The organism is Aureimonas ureilytica, from assembly GCF_001475935.1.
Classification (GTDB): Bacteria; Pseudomonadota; Alphaproteobacteria; order Rhizobiales; family Rhizobiaceae; genus Aureimonas; species Aureimonas ureilytica_A.
Map to the genome: position 1 here is coordinate 41184 of NZ_LDQA01000047.1, position 18154 is coordinate 59337.

Below are 18154 nucleotides of genomic sequence, written 5' to 3' on the forward strand. Positions count from 1 at the left end.
CTCGTCCACCCTTCCAATTCAGGGGATTCAGATGCTCTCAGCGAGCGGAAGCAACGCCGGAGAATATCCGATAAACGCCGCGTCCCGCGTTTTTGGCTTGATACAGGGCAGCGTCCGCTTCTCGGTAGAGTTGGATGGCGTTGCCATCCCCGCGCGTGGCGATCCCGATGGAGGCGCCAACCTTGGCCAGCCTCCCCTCGACCCGCATGTCCCGCGAGATTTCGCTGATCGCGCGCATGGCCAAGGTCTCGACCTTGGCGCTCGCGGCGTCGGTCAACAAGGCGAACTCGTCTCCTCCGATCCGCGCCGGAAATGCCAGACCGTCGGCGCAGTCAGCGAGCCTTTGTCCCACGATGCGCAAGACCTCGTCCCCCGCGCTATGGCCGAGCCGATCGTTGATGAGCTTGAATCCGTCGAGATCGAGCAGCAGAAGCGTGGCGCGTGAGGAACAGCGTACCGCCGCTTCGCACAGAGCCTGCAGGCGATGATTGAAGGAATGGCGGTTGGCAAGCTGGGTTATCTCGTCGTGTTCGGCGAGGTGGCGCATACGCTCCAGAAGGGCCAGTTCATCCGTGACATCGCGCTTCACGCCGAAAATGCGAGCGGGAACGCCATCGCGCATTTCGACCGTGGCGGTGATCCGGATCCAGCGTTGCGCCCCCGTGCCGGTTCGGATCCTTGCGTCGCACTCGAAGCCCGAGCCCGTTCGTATGGCTTGAGCGCGGAGCGCGATCAGCCGCTCGCGCGTTTCGGAATCGTATTGCTGGAGGATCAAATGTCGGTCGGGGCGAATGCCACGGGGGAGGTCGAACAGATCATAGACCCCATCACTCCAGATCAATGTCTGGTCGGGCAGACTGCATTCCCAAACGCCCATCTTCACGGTGGCGAACGCGGCGTTGAGAACCGTGAGATCATGAGGGCTTCGCTCGCAGAGCGACACGGGGCGCGCGATCTCGCGCAATGACGCGGTCGCGCCGTTCGGATCCGGTTCCGGAGACTTCGCGATCGGCTTCGACGACATCGGCTGAACGCCCGCTTGAATCCCTGTCACATCATGGCTGGCTTGACGACGTTCACACAGGCACGCTCAACCCACTTCGGAAGAGTGCCGCCAAGCCCATCACGATCCATTATGGCACGATTCCCTTAAAGTTTGATGAGATGGCCAATCGCTGGCGTTGCGCCTCCAGATGCCGCTCCCAGCCCAGCGAGCGGTGAGGGCTGCCGAAGCCTCGATCGCGCCTTCGGCGGCCGGACGGCGCGACGGCGAGGGAGCCCCGGAAAGAAGGGTCGGCAGAGCCGATGCCGGTGAGAAGAAACGCAGCGGGCCGATCCGGCCATTCCGGCTATGAACGACAGGTGGGGAACGGCGCGATTCGCCGTTGAACTGTCGGAGCGAAATTCCATCGTCAGCGCCCTCGATTGGGAAGCCAGGTGAGGCCGACCGCAGGACGACGAGATGATGGAGACGATGGAGGTGATGAGCGGCACGCCACGGTAGCTGAAGCGCGGGTGATAGCGGGCGGGACGCGCGAGAACGTGTCGATGACCGTCAGGATGCGCAGGGTCGCAACTGGTCGCGGGTTGGTCGTGGACGATGTCGCCCACGTCCGGTTCGCATGGGTCGCTGCCCTCCCCCGGTGGTCCCGCAGCTTGGCGTTCCCGCGAGGCTTCGGCACCTTATTCCCGAGCTGAAGACCGATCTCCAGCCCAGGAGCGCTTGACCTCAACAGGCCGAACGGAGCAGAGCCGCCCGGACCTGTGTGGTCGGAGATGTCACGGCAGAAACCCCGTCGAGAACCATGGCACCGCCGCCAGCAGCAGAAGGCTCAGTACGAGAACGCCGAGATAAGGCCAGATTTTCCGCATGGCGACATCCGGATTCACTTTCCCGATCGTGCAGGCCGTGTAGTAGCCGAGACCGAAGGGCGGCGCGAAGAGACCGATGCCCATGGCGAGGATGATCACCACAGCATAATGCACCTCGTTGACACCCATCTCTCGCGCGATCGGGAACAGGAGGGGGCCGAACAACACCATGGCCGGGATGCCTTCGAGCACGCTCCCCAGCATGATGAAAGCCAGGATGGACACCGCGAGGAAGCCCCATTGCCCGCCGGGTACGCTGGCCATGACCTGCGCTAGAGCGTGCGAGAAGCCTGACTGCGTCAGCGCCCAAGCCATACCCGTCGCCGCTCCGATGATGAACAGAATGGCGCCGGACAGCGTCGCGGTGTCGATCAGCATGGGATAGGCGCGCCGCCAATCGAACTGCCGATAGACGAGAACGCCCACGATAAGGCAGTAGGCGATGCCGATGGTCGAGACTTCGGTGGCGGTGGCGACGCCTTCGACCACGGCGGTGCGGACGAGCACCGGCAGGATCAGCGCCGGCAGGCCGATCAGGAAGGTCTTGCCGACGACCGCCAGCGGCGCCCGCGCGGTGGGTGCCTCTATGGTGCGATGACGGGCCAGGATCGCAAGAGCAACCGCGAGCACCACGCCCGGCAGGAGGCCGCCGATGAAGAGCGCTGAGATCGAGACTCCTGTCACCGAGGCGATGGCGATCAGCACCAGGGAGGGTGGGATCGTTTCCGCCATGGCGCCCGAGCTTGCCAGAAGCGACACCATCTCGCCCTCGTCGAGGCCGCGGCGCTTCATCTCCGGGAAGAGCACGGGAGCGACGGCAGCCATATCCGCCGCCTTCGAACCCGAAATGCCGGAGACAAGCAGCATACCGCCAAGCAACACATAGGACAGCCCGCCCCGCACGTGACCGATCAAAGCGGCCAGAAAGGCCACCATGGCGCGAGCCATGCCGGTCGCCTCCACGAGTTGCCCGAGCAGAACGAAGAGCGGGACCGCGAGCAGGATCAGCGAGCTCATCCCCTCGTCGAGCCGCCCCACTACGACGGAGAGAGGCGTCGAGGAGGTGGTCAACAGGTAGGCTATGGTGGCAAGGCCGAAGGCGAAGGCGATCGGAACCCCGAGAAGAACCGCGCCGCCCACAAGCAGGACGAAGAAAAAAAGGAGGTTCCAGTTGCCGATCGCCGTCAGGACTGGCGCCGCAGCATAGAGCCCGGCGGCCAGAACGCCGAGTGCCAGAACCGACAGGGCCACATCGCGCCACCCCAGTTTGAGGAGCCGCAGCGCCGCAACCGCCAACATCAACCCGATACCGACCAGCATGGCATAGGCGCGCACCGAACCCGGCCAACCGAGGGCCGGCGTCTCGATGAAGCTCTGGTCCTCGACATAGTCTTGCGCCGGCTGGAACAGGAATATCAGGACAATCAGCGGCACGATGGTCGCAAGAGCCTCCAGTCGCCTCTGCCAGACCGGCGACATGATGGCGGTCACGGTTGAAAGGCGCATATGGGCACGGCGCGCGAGAGCGATCGCGGAACCCACCATGGCGAGCCACAGGAACAGGAGCGACGCAAGTTCGTCGCTCCAGATCAAGGGATTGTCGAAGACGAATCGCGACACGACGCCCATCAGAAGGATGATCGTCTCGGCCACCACCAGAATCGCCGCCAGTGCCTCCATCGCACGCAAGAGCAGGCGTTCGGCTTCCGATGCGAACGAGCGCCCCTCAAGGGGCGCTGCCGCGACGGGTATCCCCGCCATCAGGTGAGGCTCCCCGCCGTGCTCTCCAGCACCTTCCAGGCCTCATCGCCGAACTTGGCCTTCCAGTCCTTGTAATAGCTCGTGGTCTTGAGCATATCCTGGAACTTGGCGCGATCGACGTCGTGGAATACCATACCTTTGGAAGTCAGGTCTTGGCGCAGCGTCTCGCTGAGCTTGACGATGTCCTGGCGTTCCTGCTGCCCCGATTGAGCGAGCTCGCGCTGCACGATCTCTTTGAGATCAGCCGGCAGCCTTTCCCAAGCGCGGCGGTTGCCAAGAATCTGGTAGCCGTCCCAGACATGGCTCGTCATGCTGATGGATTTCTGGACCTCGTAGAGCTTGGTCGTGGCAATGATGGCCAGGGGATTTTCCTGCCCCTCGACGATCTTGGTCTGCAGGGAGGAATAAAGCTCGTTGAAGTTGATCGGCGTCGGCGACGCGCCGAGCGCCTGAAACAGCGAGGTCAAAATGGGCGCCGGCGGTACGCGGATTTTGAACCCCGCAAGGTCGGCGGGCGCAATGATATCCCGCGTCGACGAGGTGATCTGGCGGAAGCCGTTATTCCAGAGCGGTACGACCGAAACGAGGCCGACCTTTGCAATCTGCGCGGCTATGTACTGGCCAAGCGGACCATCCACCGCTTTCCAGACATCGGCATAGTCCTTGAAGGCAAAGCCGATGTTGACGAGGCCAGCTGCCGGCACCAGCGTATTGAGGATGGAGGTCGCGAGATTGAAGAATTCGACGCCGCCCGAACGCACCTGGCTCAGAAGGTCTGTGTCGGAGCCCAGTTGGTTGGCAGGGAACATCTTGATATCGAGTCGCCCACCCGAGGCTTCCCGAATGCGATTCAAGGCTTCGCCGGCTCTGACATTGACGGGATGGCTCGGGTCCTGGCCGGTCGCGAACTTGTAGCTGAATTCCGCCGCAAAGCTCCGGCTCGTGATCACCGTGATCATGGGCAAGGCGGCCGCGCCTGCCAGAAACGCGCGGCGGTTCAGCCCCGCCTTCGGTGTTTTCGTCGTCAATGTATCATTCCTCCCGTTGTCGATTAGAGCCGGCCGTGGCGCTCTCAGGTGCCGTTCAAGCCGTCATAGGTTCTGATGATCTGGCTATCGTCGGCCTTCCCATGCCCTTGACCGGAGGTCGCCAGGAATAGCTGATGGGCGAGTGCGGCCAGCGGCACGGCCGCCTTGGCGTCCCGCCCGGCCTCGATCACGATGCCCAGATCCTTGACGAAGATATCGACCGCGCTGGTCGTAACAGGCTGCGCTTCCAGCATCCGCGGGCCGCGATCCTTCAGCATCCAGCTTGACGCGGCCGAGCCACACACGATGTCGAGCATCACGGCCCTATCGACGCCGACCTTGCCGGCCAGCGCCAAGGCCTCGGCAGCGGCCGCGATATGGACCCCGCACAAGAGCTGATTCACGGCTTTGACAAGCGCGCCTTGGCCTGGCCGGGTTCCTACATGCACGACCTTGCCACCAAGCGCATCGAACATGGGTCGGAGCGCGGCGAGCGTGTCGGCGGGTGCCGCCGCCATGATGGTGAGCGTTGCCGCCATCGCGCCTGCGACGCCGCCGGACACGGGCGCATCGATGAAACCGCGGCCTGTCGCCACGACGCGCTCCGCCATGGATTCGACGGCACCGGGCGGGCACGTCGCCATCAGAACCACGGTGCCGCCCGGTCGCAACGCATCCAGCGCGCCCGCCTCGAACAAGATAGCGCGGGCCTGATCCGCGTTGACCACCATCAGGACGAGCGCGTCGGCACCTGTCGCGGCCTCGGCGGCCGAAGAGACGGGCTTGCCACCTGCCGTTTCGAGCGCGTCGCGCGCCGCCTGGCTTATGTCGAAGCCCTGCACCACGAAGCCATTTTCGATAAGATGAGCCGCCATCGGACGCCCCATGGCGCCCAATCCGACGAAGCCGATCGTCGTCTCGGCCGGGCTCATGCTGCGACCCATCGCGTGAGCGAGGCCGCGTTGGAAGGCGCCAGACGCCCCGGCACCGGCGCGCCCCCGTCTGGACCCGGAAAGGCATCGCCCATCTCTTGGCAGCAGCCGTCGATGACGAGCCGGATATCGGCGTCGCCCTTGTGTCCTGCAGGAGACTCGCCGGTTTTTTGGGCGTCGAGGTCGGCGACCCCGGCGCGCGCGGCTTGGTCGGCGAGCTGAGGGACTACGCGAAAACCAGCGTTTGGCAGGCTTGCAACGCCCGCCACGAGGGCAATCTGGCGCGGAAAAGACACATCAATCCTCCGTGATGTGCGGTCAGTCTCCAATGAGCCGATGCATCTGACAAACGCGATTTTTTCGACCATCGATGCATTTGATTCATTCGTTCCCACAAGTTACGGACGGGTCTCATGGGATGGCCAAACCAAGCTGGCGCTGCGCGAATGACAGCTATGTAAAAATACAGCGGCCTCGCCTCTCGATGCCCGGAGGCGAGAGGTCTATGCTGCATCGCAGCAGAAATAGAATGTACGAAGAGACCGAGATGCGTGAGAGCTTTGAAGCGTCGAGTTTTCGCCGGGAGGCCGACATCATGGCCGAGGCGCGTGGCATGCAGGCTCAGCATATGGGGCGTTTGGCCGGCGTTCTGGCGCGCCGCTTCGGCGTGCTCGCCGCGCGATTTGCGGACGGTATGCATTCGCTCGACGGCGACGGACCAGCGCGCCGCTGACGGGCTAAGGCCATGATCGGGGGGTGATGGTCTCGAAAGAGACCTCCTGCCTTATTCGGTCTTCGCATCGGGACGCGTGGCTCAAGGCTCGGCGCGTCCGATCTCCTTCAATGGAAGCCGGCATCTCACGCGGTGAACGGATCGACCGAGTGGGGTCGGCGACACAGGTACGAGACGCATCCAAAATATTGCCAAGATCGATTGATCCCGTCCGGAATTGAGTTTCCGGATAGGAGGCGATCATGCCTGATTTGGTTTGGCTATCGGACGAGGCATGGGCGGTGTTGGAGCCGCACCGTCCAAAGAACCAACCCGGCAAGCCGCTTTGAGCTGAACAAGGACGGCACCCTCACACCGGGCCGCGGTGACTGGGGCTCCAGCACCTTCAACGGCAATCCGAAGCGGGACACCGGCAAGCGCCAGGGGCGGATGAATCCGGAACCGGAATGGATCACGCAGGACGTTCCCGAACTGCGCATCCTCAATGGCGCCCTCTGGCCATGGCGCAGGAACGCCAGCGCGCGGCCAAACGGAATCGCGGCGAGGACGGCGACACCACGAACCATGTCAGGGAACGCCGGCATCCCCAATACCTCTTCTCGGGCCTGACCAGATTCGGGTGCTGCGGTGGCGGTTATTCGATGATCTCGGTCTATCTGGTCGCTGCTCGATGGCACGCAACAACGGCATCAGAGACAACTGAAAGAAGATCCGCCGCGACCAACTCGAAGCACGGGTGCTGAACGCGCTGCGCCATCAGCTGATGGACCCTGCGCTGTGCAAGGAGTTTTGCGACGAGTTCACGCACGAGATGAACCGGCTGCTCATGGAGGGTCGATGGATGCGGCCGAGGCGGAGATCAAGAAGATCGACCGAGAGCGGGACACGCTGCTCAATCTCGTTCTGGGAAGTGGTGCTGCCGAACGTCTCCATGAGACGATGGTTGGGCTGGAACGGCGTCAGAAGAACCTGAAGGCAATCCTGCAAGAGGCCGAGGAGTCGCCTTCCCTCCTGCACCCGAACACGCCCCGCCACCACATCCAGATCGACGAACTCTACGCGGCGATTCAGAAGGATTTGGAGGCCAAGCGGATGGTGGGAGCCGATGGTGCTACGTTCGCTGGCGCGCGAGATCATCCTAAAGCAAAAGGCCTGCCAGAGGAGGGGCGGGGCGATCGCAAGTCGAAATGGTTGCGGGGACGCATTGACCAAGACTTGCGAACATAAGAAAGCCGCCTGGTCTGGGCGGGTGACGCTCGTGATCTGGTCTCGTATGTTCGGATTGGTTGCGGGGGCAAGATTTGAACTTGCGACCTTCAGGTTATGAGCCTGACGAGCTACCGGGCTGCTCCACCCCGCGCCAAGACCTTCGGCCAAAGCCTCCGGCTATCCGTTCTATACAATGGTTGCGGGGGCAAGATTTGAACTTGCGACCTTCAGGTTATGAGCCTGACGAGCTACCGGGCTGCTCCACCCCGCGCCATGTCCCGTCGGCGTCTCGCCGTCGGTGAGTGGTGATATAGACGCCCTTTTCGGCTTTGCAAAGAGGCTCATGTCGCTTTTATGAAAAAATCGAAGACGCCTCGCCAAACAGGTGTTTTGCGAGCTGGGCATGTCCTGACGGTCAAAATCATATCGCAGACCGAGCAAAAGGCGAGTCCCCTTGCGATCCCAAGCCGTTAGGCGCTCCGCTGCCGGAGAAAGGTCGCAGCCAGGAGTGCGCCGGCCAGGGCGAAACCCGCCGTCATCGCGCCGATGGCGGGCCAGCCGCCATGCTGCCAGACCCAGCCGCCGGCCCAGCCGGTGACGCTGGCACCCAGATAATAGATGAGGAGATAGAGCGAGGTCGCATGGCCCTTGTCGCCCCGCGCCAGCGCGCCGACCGATCCGCTGGCGACGGAATGGCCGATGAAGAAGCCGGTCGTGACCAGCGCGATACCGAGCCCGATCGCGACGAGTGAGGCGAGCAGTGTCAGCGCGACGCCGGCCAGCATCAGGAGGAAACCCGCGAGAAGCAGCGGCCCGCGCCCGAAGCGATCCGACAGCCGGCCCGCCAGCGAGGACGAGACGATGCCGAACCCGTAGGCCAAAAAGATCAGGCTGACCTCTGTCTGCCCCAGCCCATAGGGCGCGCCCATCAGGCGGAAGGTCGAGTAGTTGAAGAGCGTGACGAAGATGCTCGTAAGGAGAAAACCGATCGCATAGATGCGCAGCAAGCCGGGATTGGCGAGATGCCGGCCCCAGGCCGCCAGATGAAAGCGCGCATTGACGCCGCGCCGGGCTTCGAAATGGCGCGAGGGCGGTAGAAGCGCCAGAAAGCCGAGTGCCGCCATAAGACACAGCGCGCCGAGAACGCCCATGGCGAGGCGCCAGGACACGAATTCGGTCGCGACGCCCAGCCCCACCCGGCCGATCATCGCGCCGAAGGCCGTGCCGGCGACATAGAGGCCCATGGTGCGGCCGAGATGGCGCGGGTCGATCTCTTCCGCGAGCCAGGCCATGGCGACGGCCGGAACGCCGCCGAGCACGAAGCCTTCCGCCGCGCGGGCCAGCAGCAGCCCGTGCCAGTTGGGACTGAGCGCAGCGGCAAGGTTCAGGACGGCAGCCAAGGCCATGGACACGAACATGAGCCCGCGCCGGCCGAGCGCCTGCGAGAAGGCTCCCGCCAGAAGAATCGAGATCGCGAGAAAGCCCGTCGTCAGCGACAGGGCGAGCGCGCTCTCGGCCGGTGTCAGGCCGAAGCTCTCGGCGAAGGCCGGTAGCAGCGGCTGGACGCAATAGATCAGCGAGAAGCTGGCGAACCCCAAAAGAAAGAGCGCCGCGCCCGCCTTTCGATATTCCGGCGTGCCATGGCTGACGAAACCAGAGGGCGCGGACAGGTCGGCAAAGCCTGAGGCGGCGAGTAATGAAGCCATGATGGGCGAACCTCGTCTGGGAGTGCCCGGCATATACGGTTCCCCCTCCCCATCGGTCCAATATATGGAAATGGCAAATGCGATAGCTTATGCAAATGGCATGGAGCTTCGCCACATCCGATATTTCCTGGCCGTCGCCGAAGAAGGGAACTTCACCCGCGCCGCCGCGCGGCTCGGCATCGGCCAGCCGCCGCTCAGCCTTCAGATCCGGGACCTGGAGACGGAGATCGGCACGCGCCTGTTTCACCGGGTGCCGCATGGAGCCGAGTTGACAGAGGCGGGCCGAGCCTTCCTTGAGCGGGTGCGCCCGATCCCTCAGCGCGCGCTGGAAGCGGCGGAGGCCGCGCGAAGGGCCGAGCGGGGTGAAACCGGCGTCTTGCGGCTCGGCTTCACCGGCACCTCGGTTCTTCATCCCGTGCTCGGCGCCAGCATCCGCGCCTTTCGCCGGCGCTTTCCCGATGTCGAACTGACCTTGGAGGAGGCCAATTCTGCCGTGCTTTTGGGTGGGCTGGAGGAGGACCGATTGGATGCCGCGATCCTGCGGCCCTCCCTGTCGGAGGCGAGCACCATCCAGGCCTTCGCTCTGGTGCGCGAGCATTTGGTGGCGGCCGTGCCGGCGGGCCATCCGGCCGCGAGCGGCAGCGCGCCGCTGGATTTGCGCCTCCTGCGCGAGGAGCCGCTTCTCCTCACCCCGCGCCGCGTCGGCACCAGCCTGCACGATGCGGCGATCGAGGCCTGCCGCGCGGCGGGCTTCGAGCCTGGTATCGGCCAGTCCGCGCCGCAGATCGCCTCCGTCCTGTCGCTGGTCTCGGCCGAACTCGGCTTCTCGCTGGTGCCGGATGCGCTGCGCCAGCTCAGCATCGCGGGCGTCGCCTATCGCGACTTGAAAGCCCCCGTGCCGCACGTGGAACTCGCCGTCGCCTATCCCCGGCAACGCCCCTCGCGCCTTGCCATGAACTTCGCGGAGATGGCTCGCGCGGCCGCGCACGAGTTCGAGGCCTGAGACAACGAACGCCCGGCGACGTGGCACACGCCACGGCCGGGCATTGACCCACGCGTTTGATGAGGTGGGCCGGAGCGCGCGCCTTTTATGGCTTGGGCGCGGTCGGCATTTTCACGATCTTGCCGTCGGGCATGATGATGTCGCCCGGGCTCTGGCCGGCGATGCAGGGGCCGACATAGGTGGCGTCGATCTCCATCTGGCGCCGAACCGGCTCCTTCATGTCGGGCACGCCGGTCAGCGTCGTATCCACCTTCATGTGAATCTTGCTGTCGAAATCGCCGGAGATGAGGGCTTTGCCCGTGGCCGAGATCGTGCCGATCTTGCACTCGCTCTCGGACTCGTAGCCCGTATCCGTCTTCACCAGCGAGCGCTTGGAGCAGTTCTGCGACGCGCCGAACGCGCCCTGCGCCAATTGGTCGGTCTTCTCGTCAATGCACTGGCGAACGGTGACGTTGCCATCCGGCGACTGGGTCTTGGTTTCCCACAGGCCGGCCTTGCGCATGGGCAGCGTTTCGGCGGCAAAAGCCGTGCCCATGGTTCCGATTGTGGCGGCAAGGCAGACGGTAAGGACGCGAACTCGCATGACGACTCCCTGAAAAGCGTGGCCGCAGCCACGGGGAAACACAGAGCTAGGCGACAGCCCGGAGCCGGCAACCGATTTCGTCGGCAAAATGCAGGTTGGCCTTACGAAGCCACCGGCCGCTGCCCTTCAGACGGGAGGCTTCGCAGCCAGCGACGTGACTCTCTTCGAGCGGCGAGAACAGGCGCGAGAAGGGCGGCAACGCCCTGCTCGATCGGAGTGCGGCGAGCGAGATAAGCCGTTGCCCTCCGCAGGCGGCTCCTGCGAGAGGCCCCGCTCAGGCGGGCGCGCCGGCCGCCTCCCCCTTGCTCGCCTCCCGCTCCGCCGTGTCCCGCGCGCGGCTTTCGGCCACCAGCCCCTTCAGCGCTTGATCGAGCCGCACGGTCGCGCCCATCGGGTCGAACCACCAGTCGGTGGACCAGACGCGCAGGATATTCCAGCCCAGGCCCCGCAGCACCTGCTCGCGCACCTTGTCGCGGTCGCGGGCCGTGGCCGAGCGGTGATAGGTCGCCCCGTCGCACTCGACGCCCGCCAGAAACGCGCCGGCATGGTCAGGATGACGGATGGCGAGATCGACGCGGAAGCCGGACACGCCGACCTGCGTCACCATCTGCCAGCCGCGCCGCGAGAGCGCCTCGGCCACCGCCGCCTCGAAGGGCGATTCGACGCCGCCGAGCGAGCCCTGATCCGTGGCGGGCAGCGCCACCGCGCCCCGGTCGGCATAGTCGAGGAAGGTCTTGAGATGGCGCACGCCCGCCGCCTTGGAGCGCGACAGGTCGATCGATTCGGCCTTGATCGAGGAGACGATCTGCAATTCCTGCCGGGCGCGCGTCACCGCCACGTTCAAGCGCCGCTCGCCGCCCTCCCGGTTCAGCGCGCCGAAATCCATCGCGAGCTTGCCGGCCGCGTCCTTGCCGAAGGTCATGGAGAAGAGGATCACGTCGCGCTCGTCGCCCTGCACGTTTTCCAGATTCTTGACGAAGACCGGCTCCAGCCGCTCATCCTCGAAGAACCATTCGAGCACGGGATCGTCGCGCCGCTCCTGATCGAGGAGATCCTGAATCAGGCCCTGCTGCTGGCTGTTGAAGGTGATGATTCCGAGCGTCGGCCGCTGGGCCTCCGGCAGGCCCAGCGCGGCGCGCAGACGGTTCGCCACATCCTTCGCGATGGCGCGCGCCTCGGCCGGATTGGTGCGGCTCTTGCCCCGGTCGTAGACGGCATCGGGCAGATGACGCAGCGATACGGCGCGGTCCTGCGTCACCGGCGAGGGGAAGGTGATCAGCCGGTTGTCGTAATAATGATGGTTGGAGAAGGCGATCAGCGATTCATGGCGCGAGCGATAGTGCCAGCGCAGATCGTGCACCGGCAGGCCGGAGGCCTTGGCCTCGTCCAGAATGCTTTCCAGATCGCGCTCGAACTCGGGCGCTTCGTCCTCCGTCTCGGTGCGGCCGAAGAAATTGGTCGGCGGCAGCTGCTTGGGATCGCCCACGATGATGGTCTGCCGGCCGCGCGCCACCGCGCCGACCGCATCCCATGTCGTGATCTGCGAGGCCTCGTCGAAGATCACGACATCGAACAAGGCTTGATCGGGCGGGAGATATTGCGCGATCGAGAGCGGCGACATGAGAACGCAAGGCGCAAGACGCGCGAAGCTTTCGGGCATGGCGCCGATCATCTCGCGGATCGAGCGGCTGGGGCGCTTCAGCTCCATCTGATGGCGCAGGAGGCCGAGTTCGGACTTGCGCGGCACCGATTGCGGATCGGGCAGGCCGTGGGCCAGCGCCTCGCGGATGCGCTGCGAGGCCGCCTTGCGCACGAGATCGTCCAGCTTGCGGAAATCGTCGATCGCGTGCTCATGGCTGAAGCGGCGGAAATCGCGAAGGCGCGGGTCAGCGTCGATGGCGAGCGGCAGCCACCAGCGGGCATAGGCGAGCGCGAAGGCGGCGCGCGCTTCGCCCGGCCGCACCGCGCCGCTTTCCAGATCGGCCACGAGTGGAGCCAACCCCTCGGCCAGCGCGCGGCGGCGAATGGCGCACCAGGACGTCCAGTCGCGCAGGAGGCCCGCGCTGGCACCCAGATCGGCGAGCGCGGCGGACACGCTGTCCAGCGTTTCGCCTTGCGCCGCGCCGAGCGGCACGCCGCCGCTGACCTCGCGCCATTGGCGCTCGGCCTCCAGCCAGCCCGCCTCGGCCTCTTCAAAGGCGCGGGCGGCCTCGCTGAGCGGGCTCGTCTCGGTCAGCTCCGGCAGCGCGCGCAGGAGAGCGGCGACGATGGCACCCGTTTCCCCCGTCGGCTCGCCCAGACGCATCACGGCGGCGCGCAGTTGCTCGGCCGAGACGAGGCTGGCGGACAGGCGCGGAAGGTCGCTGTCGATCCCGGCAAAGCCCTTGAGCCGCCCGGCGAGCGGGCTCGCCCGCACTTGGGCCGCGACGGCCTGCATCCGGCGCAGGATCGGCAGGTCACTCGCCGGAACGGCCGTGCCCGAGCGGGCATAGGTCTGGAGCAGCTTGGCGACGCCGCGCCGCTTGAACCAGGAGAAGGGCCAGAAGCTGGCCCCGGCCTCGCGCAGACGGCGGTCGAGATCCTCCACCGGAATGCGCGCCATCTCCTCGCGCTCATAGGTGGCCGAGAGGCGCGATTCTTCCGTGCGGAAGGCCGAGACGGCGGCTTCCAGCGCGCCGAAGTTCTCGCGCAGCTCCGCAAAGCCGGGGTCGAAGGCGAGCGCGCCCTCGCCCGGCTTCAGAGCGGCCGCCAGCGCGGCGAGGCGGCGTGCGTCGGGAACGCTGAAGGATCCGGCCGGGGCCATGCCGATGCGGGCGCGAAGCGCCGTGGCGGCCTGCGCCAGCGCCTCGGCCGCCTCGCGTGCGGCGCGCGCCTGCGCCAGGAGGCGCTCGGCCCAGGCGGAGGTCCATTCGTCCACATCCACCAGCGCGAGGCTCGGGCGCGCTTCGACGGCGGCGATGGTGCGGCCCAGCCCCTCGGCGAGGTCTTCGAGCGCGGCGTAATGAGCGGCCTCATGCTGGTCCAAGGCGGGCCAGGAAAGTGCGGGCGCGTGCTGCTCGGCCCCGCGCAGCGTCACGCCCATGGCGCGATAGGGCGTCCAGCCGCAGCGCGCCTCGCGGTGCAGCGCCTCGGCATAGCTGTTCAGCGCGTCGCGCTGCACCTTGAGCCGGCCGTTCAGCTCCACCCAATCCCCGCTTCGCGCCGCGCCGCTTTCCCAGGCGCTGCGCAATTGGCTGAGGAAGTGCCGCCGGTCGGCCTTGGAGGAATGAAGCTCCAGACAATGCTCGCCGAGCCCATGCTCGCGCAGGCGGCGATACACGACATCGAGCGCGGCGGTCTTCTCCGCGACGAACAGGACCGTGCGCCGATGCGCGAGGCAATGGGCGATCATGTTGGCGATGGTCTGGCTCTTGCCCGTGCCCGGCGGGCCGATCACCACGAAATCCTTGCCCTCGGCCGCCGCCAGCGTCGCGACGATCTGCGAGGAATCGGCCGGCAGCGGCGTCACGATGTCGGCCGGGGCATAGGCCCGGTCGATCTCGCGCGCCTCGCGGAAGGGCACGGGGTCGGCGAAGGCCTCTTCGGGCGTGTCGATGAGATGGCGCACGACGCGGTTCTGGCGCAGCGCGTCGGTGCGCTCCGTCAGGTCCTTCCACATCAGATATTTGGCGAAGGAGAAGGTGCCGAGCGCCGTCTCGTCCACCACCTCGAAGCCCGGCACGTCGCGCACCGCCTGACGCATCCGCGACAAGACGTCCGCCACGTCGATACCGGTCTCATCAGTGGGCAGCTCGCCTTGGAGCGAAGGCACTTTCAGGCCGAAATCGCGCTCCAGAAACTGGAGCAGCGTCGCGTTGAAGCGGATATCGTCCTCGTGATGCACGAGGCGGAAGGGCGAGGAGGCGCTGCGGCGCTCCAGCTTGGCCGGCAGAAGCAGAAGCGGCGCGCGGTAGACGCGCTCGTCCTCGGGCTTCTTCTTCCAGCGCAGGAAGCCGACCGCGATATAGAGCGTGTTGGTGCCGCCCTCGGCCATGTCGCTGCGCGACTGGCGAAACAGCGCGGTGAGCCGCGCTTCCAAGGTCTTCTGGTCGAGGGTGGAGGCCAGTTCGCCGCGCGCCAAGGCGTCGGCCGCAAAGCGCGCCTGCAAGTCCTCGCCGCGCGTTTCGCGAAACAGCGTCTCGTCGCGCTCGCCGACAGGATTCTGCTCGGGAATGGAGACGAGGCGCATGGCCCCGCCCGCCGCCAGCCGATCCTCCAGCGCGGCGGCGTCCGGGCAGAGGAAGGGCACGGTCGAGCCGGTCTGGCTGAAATTCAGGAGCTTGTTGCGCAGGGAGAGATCGAGGAGCTTGCGCTGCCAGCGATCGATGCGCCCGCCCGGCGTCGTCGGCTTGTCCTCGACGCTTTCCGCCGGCATCGCACCGAAATCGGGCATGGCGGGCAGGGCCGGCGCGGCGGGCTCGGCGCTTGGTTCCGCCTCGCCCGGTGCGGCGGGGTCGTGCGAGGCGAGCGGCTGGATGCCGCCGCTGCGCGAGCGCGCCACATCCACCGCGCAGACAAAGGCGCGGCGCGCGCCCTCGGCCAGAAGCGCCGCGCCGTCGCGACAGGCCTGCTCGAAGCCCATGGCCGGCCGAAAGGTCACGCCCGTCGTCTCGAACACCAGAAGCTCGCGCCCGGCCAGCGCCTTGCGCAGTTCCATGGCGTCCGTCTCCACCGCGCGCGGCAGGGTGCGCTTGGAGAGCCAGACGCCGACGGCCGCATGGCCCGAAACGAAGACGACCACGGCGTTCAGCCCCGCCGCCTCCAGCGCGGCGGCCAGAAGCAGACTCGTGTCGAGGCAGGTGGCGAGCCCGTCGCTCAGGGCGCTCGCCGGGCGGCGGATCTTTTGTCCGCGCTGCTCGAAGCTCGCGGGCGGCTCGGCATAATGCAGCCCAAGCCCGGCGACGCTCGTGTAGAGCGCGGCGGCCAGCATATAGGCGCGCCTGACATCGCCGCTTTGATAGCCGTCCATCGCGCCGGAATGGCCGTGCGCCACCAGCATATCGGCCGCCGCGCGCAAAATCTTCGCGGTGGCCGGATCGTTCGGCATGACGAAGGCGGGCAGAAGCTGGGCCATGTCGCCCGCCCCGCCCCATTCGTCGCGCGCCAGAAGCCGGATGGGCCGGACCGTCTCGGCCAGCATCTCATCGCCGCGCGTTAAGCGAAAGCGAAGCTCGCCGCGCTCGGCCTCGTTCAGCCCCGCGAGATAGGCGGCGTCCAGTTCCACGCGCCGGTCGCCGAGCGCCAGCGTCTCGCCCGGCCCGAGACGATCGATCGCCCAGTTCTTCGGCCGCAGGAACGGCGGCACGGAGGACAGCTCCAGCCGCAGCCCGTCCAGCGTCTCGGGGCCGGGATGGTGGAGCGCGAGGCTTGAGAGAAGAGGCACGGCGTTCTGGAACGAGGCGTAGGTGAGGCTTTCGCGCGCCTCCACCGCAATCTCCGGCCGCAAGGCATCCTCACCCTCGACGCCTTCGGTCCCGTCCATCATGCCCATGCTCCCTCGCTTTCGTGCGCGCATCCTATGCAGCGCGCGCCGTTTGAGAAGGGCTCGCGTCGCCGCGCTTCCTTTGCTGGGCCGCAATAGGTGATGACGCAGCGCACAAAAAGCCCGCGAAATAGGCATCCAAACATCCATCCATGGTGGACAGCTCCTGTGCCGCAAGGCGTGAGTGTTTGGCACGGAGCTTGCACTTCAGTCTTGTATGCAAGATCGCCCCTCTCTCCCGTCCCCCTCCGCCGCCATCGACGCCGTGATTCTGCGCTCGATCCTGGCGCGCCGTCTGCGCCCCGGCGCGCGGCTGGGCGAAGGGGAACTGGCGAGCCTGTTCAACGTGTCGCGCACCCTCGTGCGCGAGGCGCTGATGCGGCTGGCCTCGCGCCATATCGTGGAGGTGCGCTCGCGCCGGGGCTGGTTCGTGGTGGAGCCCTCGTCGACCGAGGCCAAGCGCGTCTTCGAGGCGCGCCGCGCCGTGGAGGCCGGCATGATGCGCATCATGCCGGCGCTGGAGCCCGAGCATCTGGCGCTCCTCCAGACGCATCTGAGCGACGAGCGCGCCGCCATGGCGGCGGGCGATCATCCCCGCCTCGTCTGCCTGATGGGCGACTTCCACATCCGGCTTGGCGATATCGTGGCCAATCCGGTCCTCAGCGAAATCCTGCGCGACCTCACGGCCCGCACGATCCTGATCTCCATGCTCTACCAGTCCACGACCCATGCCGAGGAATCGCATCTCGGCCATTGCCGCATCGTCGAGGCGCTGGCGCGCGGCGACCGGCTGGCCGCGTCCGACCTCGCCATCCGGCATCTCGACGAGGTGGAAGCCGGCCTCGATCTCGACATCGCGGCCGACCCTCTCGCCGATCTCCGGCGCTCGCTCGACCCCACGGGCGCCCTCGCCTCACCCGCTTTTTCTACACTCTGAAGGACCCTGCCTCATGATCCATCGTCGCTCGCTTCTCGCCGCCGGCCTCGCGCTCGCCGGGCTCGTCTCGCTGGCCCTGCCGGCCTCGGCCGATGCCCTGTCCGATATCGAAAGCCGTGGCACGCTGCGGGTCGCCGTGCCGCAGGACTTCCCGCCCTTCGGCTCGGTCGGCACCGACATGACCCCGCAGGGCTACGACATCGATGTCGCCAAGCTCATCGCCGAGAAGATGGGTGTGAAGCTCGAGCTGACGCCCGTCACCTCGGCCAATCGCGTGCCCTTCCTCCAGACGGGCAAGGTCGATCTGGTGATTTCCTCGCTCGGCAAGAACCCGGACCGCGAGAAGGTGATCGACTTCTCCACCGCCTACGCCCCCTTCTACAACGGCGTGTTCGGCCCGGCCGACATCCAGGTGAAGGACGCAGCGGAACTGGCCGGCAAGACCATCGGCGTCACGCGCGGCTCGGTCGAGGATCTGGAGCTGACCAAGGTCGCGCCCTCCGACGCCACCATCAAGCGCTATGAGGACAATAACGGCACGATCTCGGCCTTCCTGTCGGGCCAAGTGCCGCTGGTCGCCACGGGCAACGTGGTCGCCGCCGCGATCATCGAGCGCAACCCGCCCAAGCGCCCGGAGCTGAAGTTCCTGATCAAGGATTCGCCTTGCTATATCGGCCTGCCCAAGGGCGCCGACGCGCTGAAGGCCAAGGTGGACGCCATCATCGCCGAGGCCAAGAAGGACGGCGCGCTGAACGCCATCGCCCAGAAGTGGCTGAAGACCGACCTGCCGGCCGGCCTGTAATCCGACACCGACCCGAAAGGCGATCCGCTCTTCGTGGCGGGTCGCCTTTGCCGTTCTCGTTCAGCTT

At 66.3% G+C, this 18154-nt stretch carries 13 protein-coding genes and 2 tRNA genes; 5 read left to right on the forward strand and 10 right to left on the reverse strand.

The features are described 5' to 3' along the window. Window positions 1–37: 37 nt before the first annotated feature. The 5 genes from NS365_RS17690 to NS365_RS17710 form a co-directional block, all read right to left on the reverse strand. Complete coding sequence (locus NS365_RS17690) at window positions 38–964, reverse strand: sensor domain-containing diguanylate cyclase (RefSeq protein WP_193753470.1); 927 nt, start codon at window positions 962–964, stop codon at window positions 38–40. Between the two features lie 815 nt (window positions 965–1779). After that, window positions 1780–3633: a TRAP transporter large permease subunit gene (locus NS365_RS17695; RefSeq protein ID WP_058601625.1), complete on the reverse strand. Its 1854-nt coding sequence runs from the start codon at window positions 3631–3633 to the stop codon at window positions 1780–1782. Further along, window positions 3633–4592 (reverse strand): TRAP transporter substrate-binding protein, encoded by a 960-nt coding sequence (locus NS365_RS17700; protein ID WP_058601650.1) that lies wholly within the window; start codon window positions 4590–4592, stop codon window positions 3633–3635. The genes NS365_RS17695 and NS365_RS17700 overlap by 1 nt, the downstream gene beginning before the upstream one ends. A 113-nt stretch (window positions 4593–4705) precedes the next feature. Further along, entirely contained in the window at window positions 4706–5593 is an 888-nt protein-coding gene (locus NS365_RS17705; protein ID WP_058601626.1) for an NAD(P)-dependent oxidoreductase, read from the reverse strand. Beyond that, the gene (locus tag NS365_RS17710) at window positions 5590–5961 is read right to left on the reverse strand and encodes a hypothetical protein (RefSeq protein WP_058601627.1); all 372 of its coding nucleotides are present in this window, start codon (window positions 5959–5961) and stop codon (window positions 5590–5592) included. Before NS365_RS17710 ends, NS365_RS17705 begins: the two co-directional genes overlap by 4 nt. Window positions 5962–6098: 137 nt before the next feature. On the opposite strand from NS365_RS17710, the gene NS365_RS17715 reads away from it, so the two are divergent. Next, on the forward strand, window positions 6099–6326 hold the full coding sequence (locus NS365_RS17715) for a hypothetical protein (protein ID WP_153003836.1): 228 nt from the start codon (window positions 6099–6101) through the stop codon (window positions 6324–6326). An 837-nt stretch (window positions 6327–7163) separates the two neighbouring features. After that, on the forward strand, window positions 7164–7553 hold the full coding sequence (locus tag NS365_RS17720) for a hypothetical protein (protein WP_058601629.1): 390 nt from the start codon (window positions 7164–7166) through the stop codon (window positions 7551–7553). A gap of 56 nt (window positions 7554–7609) precedes the next feature. On the opposite strand, the gene NS365_RS17725 is transcribed toward NS365_RS17720, so the two are convergent. The 3 genes from NS365_RS17725 to NS365_RS17735 all read right to left on the reverse strand — a co-directional run bounded on the left by NS365_RS17725 (window position 7610) and on the right by NS365_RS17735 (window position 9241). Then, window positions 7610–7686: transfer RNA gene (locus NS365_RS17725), tRNA-Met, on the reverse strand. Window positions 7687–7729: 43 nt separating this feature from the next. Next, window positions 7730–7806, reverse strand: a tRNA-Met gene (locus NS365_RS17730). A 199-nt stretch (window positions 7807–8005) separates the two neighbouring features. Beyond that, window positions 8006–9241 (reverse strand): MFS transporter, encoded by a 1236-nt coding sequence (locus NS365_RS17735; protein ID WP_058601630.1) that lies wholly within the window; start codon window positions 9239–9241, stop codon window positions 8006–8008. 100 nt (window positions 9242–9341) lie between these two features. Between NS365_RS17735 and NS365_RS17740 the strand changes: the two genes are divergently transcribed. Next, window positions 9342–10244, forward strand: a complete 903-nt coding sequence (locus tag NS365_RS17740; RefSeq protein ID WP_058601631.1) for a LysR family transcriptional regulator — start codon at window positions 9342–9344, stop codon at window positions 10242–10244. A gap of 85 nt (window positions 10245–10329) precedes the next feature. On the opposite strand, the gene NS365_RS17745 is transcribed toward NS365_RS17740, so the two are convergent. Both NS365_RS17745 and NS365_RS17750 read right to left on the reverse strand, forming a co-directional pair. Beyond that, a complete protein-coding gene (locus NS365_RS17745; RefSeq protein ID WP_058601632.1) occupies window positions 10330–10827 on the reverse strand; it encodes a DUF3617 domain-containing protein in 498 nt (165 codons plus the stop codon). 274 nt (window positions 10828–11101) lie between these two features. Beyond that, entirely contained in the window at window positions 11102–16351 is a 5250-nt protein-coding gene (locus NS365_RS17750; RefSeq protein WP_058601651.1) for a DUF4011 domain-containing protein, read from the reverse strand. Window positions 16352–16565: 214 nt separating this feature from the next. On the opposite strand from NS365_RS17750, the gene NS365_RS17755 reads away from it, so the two are divergent. Next, window positions 16566–17285, forward strand: coding sequence for a GntR family transcriptional regulator (locus NS365_RS17755; RefSeq protein ID WP_058601633.1), 720 nt, complete (start codon window positions 16566–16568; stop codon window positions 17283–17285). A gap of 13 nt (window positions 17286–17298) precedes the next feature. Next, window positions 17299–18087 (forward strand): transporter substrate-binding domain-containing protein, encoded by a 789-nt coding sequence (locus NS365_RS17760; RefSeq protein WP_058601634.1) that lies wholly within the window; start codon window positions 17299–17301, stop codon window positions 18085–18087. Window positions 18088–18154: the final 67 nt, after the last annotated feature.

What these genes read in the sequence shown, in the direction of transcription:
- NS365_RS17695 (WP_058601625.1), bottom strand. Translation starts at nt 3,633, where the DNA reads ATGGCGGGGATACCCGTCGCGGCAGCGCCCCTTGAGGGGCGCTCGTTC.
- NS365_RS17700 (WP_058601650.1), bottom strand. Translation starts at nt 4,592, where the DNA reads ATGATCACGGTGATCACGAGCCGGAGCTTTGCGGCGGAATTCAGCTAC.
- NS365_RS17705 (WP_058601626.1), bottom strand. Translation starts at nt 5,593, where the DNA reads ATGAGCCCGGCCGAGACGACGATCGGCTTCGTCGGATTGGGCGCCATG.
- NS365_RS17710 (WP_058601627.1), bottom strand. Translation starts at nt 5,961, where the DNA reads ATGGTCGAAAAAATCGCGTTTGTCAGATGCATCGGCTCATTGGAGACT.
- NS365_RS17715 (WP_153003836.1), top strand. Translation starts at nt 6,099, where the DNA reads ATGCTGCATCGCAGCAGAAATAGAATGTACGAAGAGACCGAGATGCGT.
- NS365_RS17720 (WP_058601629.1), top strand. Translation starts at nt 7,164, where the DNA reads ATGGATGCGGCCGAGGCGGAGATCAAGAAGATCGACCGAGAGCGGGAC.
- NS365_RS17735 (WP_058601630.1), bottom strand. Translation starts at nt 9,241, where the DNA reads ATGGCTTCATTACTCGCCGCCTCAGGCTTTGCCGACCTGTCCGCGCCC.
- NS365_RS17740 (WP_058601631.1), top strand. Translation starts at nt 9,342, where the DNA reads ATGGAGCTTCGCCACATCCGATATTTCCTGGCCGTCGCCGAAGAAGGG.
- NS365_RS17745 (WP_058601632.1), bottom strand. Translation starts at nt 10,827, where the DNA reads ATGCGAGTTCGCGTCCTTACCGTCTGCCTTGCCGCCACAATCGGAACC.
- NS365_RS17750 (WP_058601651.1), bottom strand. Translation starts at nt 16,351, where the DNA reads ATGATGGACGGGACCGAAGGCGTCGAGGGTGAGGATGCCTTGCGGCCG.
- NS365_RS17755 (WP_058601633.1), top strand. Translation starts at nt 16,566, where the DNA reads ATGCAAGATCGCCCCTCTCTCCCGTCCCCCTCCGCCGCCATCGACGCC.
- NS365_RS17760 (WP_058601634.1), top strand. Translation starts at nt 17,299, where the DNA reads ATGATCCATCGTCGCTCGCTTCTCGCCGCCGGCCTCGCGCTCGCCGGG.